Annotated in this window: 5 protein-coding genes and 1 pseudogene; 1 reads left to right on the top strand and 5 read right to left on the bottom strand. The window is 64.1% G+C overall.

The window, feature by feature from the left end:
* Window positions 1–207 (bottom strand): annotated as a pseudogene (locus EN879_RS39685) (MFS transporter); the annotation flags it as partial.
* Window positions 208–358: 151 nt separating this feature from the next.
* Between EN879_RS39685 and EN879_RS02230 the strand changes: the two are divergent.
* On the top strand, window positions 359–1243 hold the full coding sequence (locus tag EN879_RS02230) for a helix-turn-helix transcriptional regulator (RefSeq protein ID WP_013530001.1): 885 nt from the start codon (window positions 359–361) through the stop codon (window positions 1241–1243).
* A gap of 12 nt (window positions 1244–1255) precedes the next feature.
* On the opposite strand, the gene EN879_RS02225 is transcribed toward EN879_RS02230, so the two are convergent.
* The 4 genes from EN879_RS02225 to pgeF form a co-directional block, all read right to left on the bottom strand.
* Window positions 1256–2191 carry a ribose-phosphate pyrophosphokinase gene (locus EN879_RS02225; RefSeq protein WP_013530002.1) on the bottom strand — a complete coding sequence of 312 codons (936 nt, stop codon included), beginning with the start codon at window positions 2189–2191 and terminating at the stop codon, window positions 1256–1258.
* A gap of 237 nt (window positions 2192–2428) precedes the next feature.
* On the bottom strand, window positions 2429–3058 hold the full coding sequence (locus EN879_RS02220) for a hypothetical protein (protein ID WP_063168841.1): 630 nt from the start codon (window positions 3056–3058) through the stop codon (window positions 2429–2431).
* Between the two features lie 43 nt (window positions 3059–3101).
* A complete protein-coding gene (locus EN879_RS02215) occupies window positions 3102–4253 on the bottom strand; it encodes a Xaa-Pro peptidase family protein (RefSeq protein ID WP_013530004.1) in 1152 nt (383 codons plus the stop codon).
* Window positions 4253–4973, bottom strand: a 721-nt coding sequence (gene pgeF / locus EN879_RS02210; protein WP_127273933.1) for a peptidoglycan editing factor PgeF, incomplete at its 5' end; no start/stop codon positions are given. The genes EN879_RS02215 and pgeF, both read right to left, overlap by 1 nt.

The following is a 4973-nucleotide window of genomic DNA, read 5'->3' as shown; positions in this document are numbered from 1 at the left end:
AGTGAAGGTCAACAAGCCGATCTGCCAGAAATCGAGGCCATAATTCTCTTTCAGGAGCGGGTAAATGGCCGATAGCAGCGACTGCATGATGTCGTTGATGCAGTGGCAGAAGCTCACCGCCAGGATGACGGTGAAGGCCGTCGCCTGGGCTGAGGCGTGACTGGCGCTCGCCGGTGGGGCGACGCTGGCTGCTGTCGTATCGGTCAAGGTAGGCTCCGTGGTCTTTTTGGCGGGCACGCCCGCAGGCAACTGGCGGACGCTCCTTGCGGCCACCCTAGGGACGGTGCCTTATAAGCCGCTTGCGAGACGACTTCTTTCGTGGTTTGGTCCAATAGTTTCGCAAGTGGGCCATAACTAGATGCCGCACGGCAAAGAAGTCTTTCACGCTGGCAATGCCAATCTCGGCCAGTTGCACGAGAGCCGCTGGCAGTGGCTTGAGCAAGTGGCCGGGCCGGCGGTGGCATTGCCGACCGAATATCCTGACGGCTACCGCGTGCCACAGCACCGCCACAGCCGCAGCCAGCTCTTGCATGCGCTTGTCGGTGTGGTGCTGGTGACGACACGCTACGGGCGCTGGATGGTGCCGCCCGACCACGCGATGTGGATTCCAGCCGGCACCGAGCATTCCGTCGAGATGCTGGGCGACGTCTCGATGCGTTCGGTTTATGTCATGCCACAGGCGATCCCCGGGCTGCCCGAAGGCTTGCGCGTCGTCGGCGTCACCGACCTGATGCACAGCCTGATCGTGGAATCGGAGAAGCTCCCGCAAGGCGGCGTTCTGGAAGGACGCGGTGGGCTGATCATGAACCTTCTGCTGCACGAAATCCCGACCTTGCCGGAACGGCCTCTCGGGCTGCCATTTCCGTCCGATCCAAGATTGTCGGCGCTGTGCCGACGCTTCGTCGCAGCACCGTCGCCGCATGCGACCATCGACGAGTGGGCCGATGCAGCCGGCATGAGCCGCCGTTCCTTCACGCGCGCCTTCCAGCGCCAGACCGGCCTGTCGCTGTCGACATGGCGCCAGCAGGCCTGCCTGTTCGCGGCGCTGCCCAGGCTGGCGGACGGCGAGCCGATCACCAGGGTGGCGCTTGATCTCGGCTATGACAGCGTGCCGGCCTTCATCACCATGTTCAAGCGCATGCTGGGGACCTCGCCGCGCGGCTATATGCGCGGCGCACGCGAGAACGTCGAGGTCGCTCGTCGCCTGATCGGCCCGGTTCGGTTGGAAAGCTCCGCGCCTTAAGGGCAGGCGGGTTTAGTCGAACAGGCTGGACACCGATTCCTCAGTCGCCGTGCGCGAGATGGCTTCGCCCATCAGGTCGGCGATCGAGATGACGCGGATGTTGGGCGCGTCGAGCACGCCCTGGGTCGGCTGGATGGAATCGGTGATCACCAGTTCCTGCAGCTTCGAGCCGCTGATGCGGGCAACGGCACCGCCCGACAGCACGCCGTGGGTGATATAGGCGGTGACGCTGGTGGCGCCGTTGGCCAGCAGCGCATCGGCGGCGTTGCACAGCGTGCCGCCGGAATCGACGATGTCGTCGATCAGCAGGCAATCCTTGCCGGCGACCGCGCCGATGATGTTCATGACTTCCGATTCGCCCGGCCGTTCGCGGCGCTTGTCGACGATGGCCAGTTGCGCATCGAAGCGCTTGGCCAGCGCACGGGCGCGGACCACGCCGCCAATGTCGGGCGAAACCACCACGACGTTGCCGAGTTGCTTGTATTTGGCCTTCACGTCGCGGGCCATCACCGGCACGGAAAACAGATTGTCGGTCGGGATGTCGAAGAAGCCCTGGATCTGGCCGGCATGCAGGTCGAGCGTCAGAACGCGGTCGACGCCGGCGCGGGTGATCATGTTGGCGACCAGCTTGGCCGAGATCGGCGTGCGGCCGGAGGCGCGGCGGTCCTGCCTGGCGTAGCCGAAATAAGGGATGACCGCCGTGATGCGCTTGGCCGAGGAGCGCATGAAGGCATCGATCATGATAAGCAATTCCATCAAATGATCGTTGGTCGGGAACGAGGTCGACTGCAGGATGAAGACATCCTCGCCGCGCACGTTTTCCTGGATTTCGACGAAGATTTCCTGGTCGGCGAAGCGCCTGACCGTGGCTTTGCCCAGCGGGACGTTGAGGTACCGGGCGACTGCTTCGGCCAGCACCCTGTTGGAATTGCCCGCGAAGAGTTTCATGCACGGTTCCTGGTGGAGGATGATGAGGCCTGACGGACTCGCTTGCGCCCTTTAACCGGGCTTTTAGCGGCCCGCGCTGGTATTGCAAGCGCCGAGATCGGGAATCCGCCGGCTAAACTCAAGAAAGCTCCGCGCCATCGCCGGACTGCAACAGGGAGCAGGGGACTTGTGCTGGTTCTTCTTCTCATTGGGCATCGGATTTTCCCAAAACCGTCTCCACTTTGGGGTCCGATGCCTCTAGCCCGCCTTGCCGCCGAGCCAGGCGGCGAACTGGTCGATGGTCTGGTCGGCGATCGCCTGCATGGTGGCCGGCGAGATCCCCTTCCAGCTGTCGCCGCCCGCGCTGGCGCCGGAATTGACCGACGGAGCCTTCTGCTGGCCATTGATGCGGTGCAGCCGGTTGCCAGCGGGGTCATAGACGTCCCAGACATAGATGACGGTGGTGTCGGCGCCTTCCGACATCGTCGAGAAATAGCCTTTCAGCACATGTGTCACGGTCTGGTCGGCGCTGCCGGCGAGAGTGATGCCGCGCTGCCTGGCACGGGTCTGCAACTCCGCCGTCAGAGGTGTCGCAGCTTCCACCGAAGCGCCGACGATCGGCGCGATCTGCAAGCGGGTCTTCGACAGGATGGCAGCGCTTTGGGCTGATGTGACCGGTGCGGCGGCGGTTGCGGGAGCGCCAGACGTGCTGGTGGCGGGCCCGGCCGGAACCGTTGCCGCCGTGTTGCCTGACGTTGCGGGCAGCGTCTGGGTCGACGTCGCCGGCGGGGTGATCGCCGACGGTTCGAGCACGTCCTTTGCGTTGGTGCAGGCGGCAAGAGCCAATGCCACAAGCAATGACACGGTCGTCACATGCGATCGTCTCATTTGCCTTCTAACTCCTTGGCGAAGAACGCCTCCCACTGTGGATTCACTTTACGATCAAGTCGAGATCATGGCGGGACAGCGGCCTGGGCTGGGATTCGGTGGTCAGGTAGGTGCGGCCAAGCGTCATCGCCGTCTCGGTGTCGGAGTCCATGATGATCATATGGGCGAACAGCGTCATGTTGGGCGCGATCGGTTCGGGATTGCCCTGGTAGAACATCGGCATGTCCATCCAGGACGGGGTGAAGCGGGCGCCGACCGAATAGCCGCAGGCGTTCAGCCGGTGCTTGGTCAGGCCGTGTGCCTCCATGGTGCGGGCATGCGCATCGAAGACGTCGCCGAAGCTGTTGCCCGGCATCATCGCCTTCTCGACAGCCAGGAGTGCTGCGCGGGCGGCGTCGAACAGTTCCTGATGGCGCTTCGACACCTTGCCGGTCAGCACCGTGCGCATCATCGGCGCATGGTAGTGGTTGAAGACGCCGGCCCATTCGAGCGTCAGCTGGTCGTTCTTGGTGAGCTTGCGGCGGCCGGCCTTGTAGCGGCACAGCAGCGCATCGACGCCGGAGCCGATGATGAACTCGTTGGCCGGATAGTCGCCGCCGCCGGCGAAGATCGCGCCCTGCATGGCGGCCAGGATCAGAGCTTCGTCGCCGCCTTGCTTGATCAGCGGCAGTGCCGCGTCGAGCGCATCGTCGGAGAGATTGGCGGCCTTCTCGGCCTTGGCTATCTCGGCCGGGCTCTTGAACAGGCGCAGCCGGCCGACAATGCCGGACGCATCGGCGATCTGGCCGAAGGTCTGCAACTGCTCGTCCAGGCGGCGGCCGTTGAAGGCGGTCAGGCCGTGGGTGTCATATTCGACACCGATGCGGGCGCCGAGCAGGTCGAGTTCGTTGAGCAGATTGCGCAGGTCGACCGCGGGATTGGCGCCGTTGCGGTCGGTCCACAAGACGATGTTGTCGATAATCGAGGTCTGACGTGCCTGGCGCAGGTCGGCCGAGCGGGTCAGAAGCACCATCGAACCGTCGGCCTTGACCACCAGGCACTGGAAGAAGCAGAAGCCGAACGTGTCGTAGCCGGTCAGCCAATACATGCTTTCCTGCGCGAACAGCAGGATGGCGTCGAGCTTCTTTTCGGCCATCTCGATGATCAGCCGGTCGCGCCGCGCGTCAAATTCAGATCGTTCAAAATGCAGCGCCATTATTCCCTCTCCAAGACAATTGCCGAAACCTGCCGGCCGTAATCGGGCTCCTTGCGATGCGTGGTGCGCCGATAGGAGTAGAACAGGCCTTCCTCAGCGTAAGTGCAGCGGTCGAGGCCCTCAGCCGTCACGCCTGCCTTGGCCAGCCGGTCAACCGTGTAGCGGTTGAGGTCGAACATCGCATGGCCGGCATTGGCGGACGGAGCGAAATAGAGGATGTTTTCGGCGTCGGATTCGACAAAGCGGGCGACGAATTCCGGGCCGACCTCGTAGTTTCGCGGGCCGATGGAGGGGCCTAGCACGGCGACGATGTTTTGGCGCCGGGCGCCGAGGCTTTCCATCGCCAGGATGGTGTTTTCGAGCACGCCGGTGAACGCGCCTTTCCAGCCGGCATGCGCAGCGCCGATGATGCGCGCCTGCGCATCAGCGAACAGCACGGGACCGCAATCGGCGGTCGAGGCGCCGATGGCGATGCCCGGCCGATCGGTGACGATGGCGTCCGCCTTGGGGCGCTCGCCGGCAAAGGGCTCCCTGGCAATGACGACATCGGGCGAATGGATTTGCCAGGCGGTCAACAGATGGCTTGCCGGCACGCCCATCCAGGCAGCGACACGGGCGCGGTTCTCGGCAACCAGCGTCTGGTCGTCATTCGATCCGGTGCCGATGTTGAGGCCCTGATAGATGCCGCCGGAAACACCGCCGACGCGGGTGAAATAGCCG

The sequence above is a fragment of the Mesorhizobium sp. M7A.F.Ca.AU.002.02.1.1 genome, from assembly GCF_003998535.1.
In the GTDB taxonomy this organism is placed as follows: domain Bacteria; phylum Pseudomonadota; class Alphaproteobacteria; order Rhizobiales; family Rhizobiaceae; genus Mesorhizobium; species Mesorhizobium ciceri.
The sequence above is the reverse complement of the archived record's forward strand: the minus strand, read 5'-3'. Positions and strand labels throughout refer to the sequence as shown.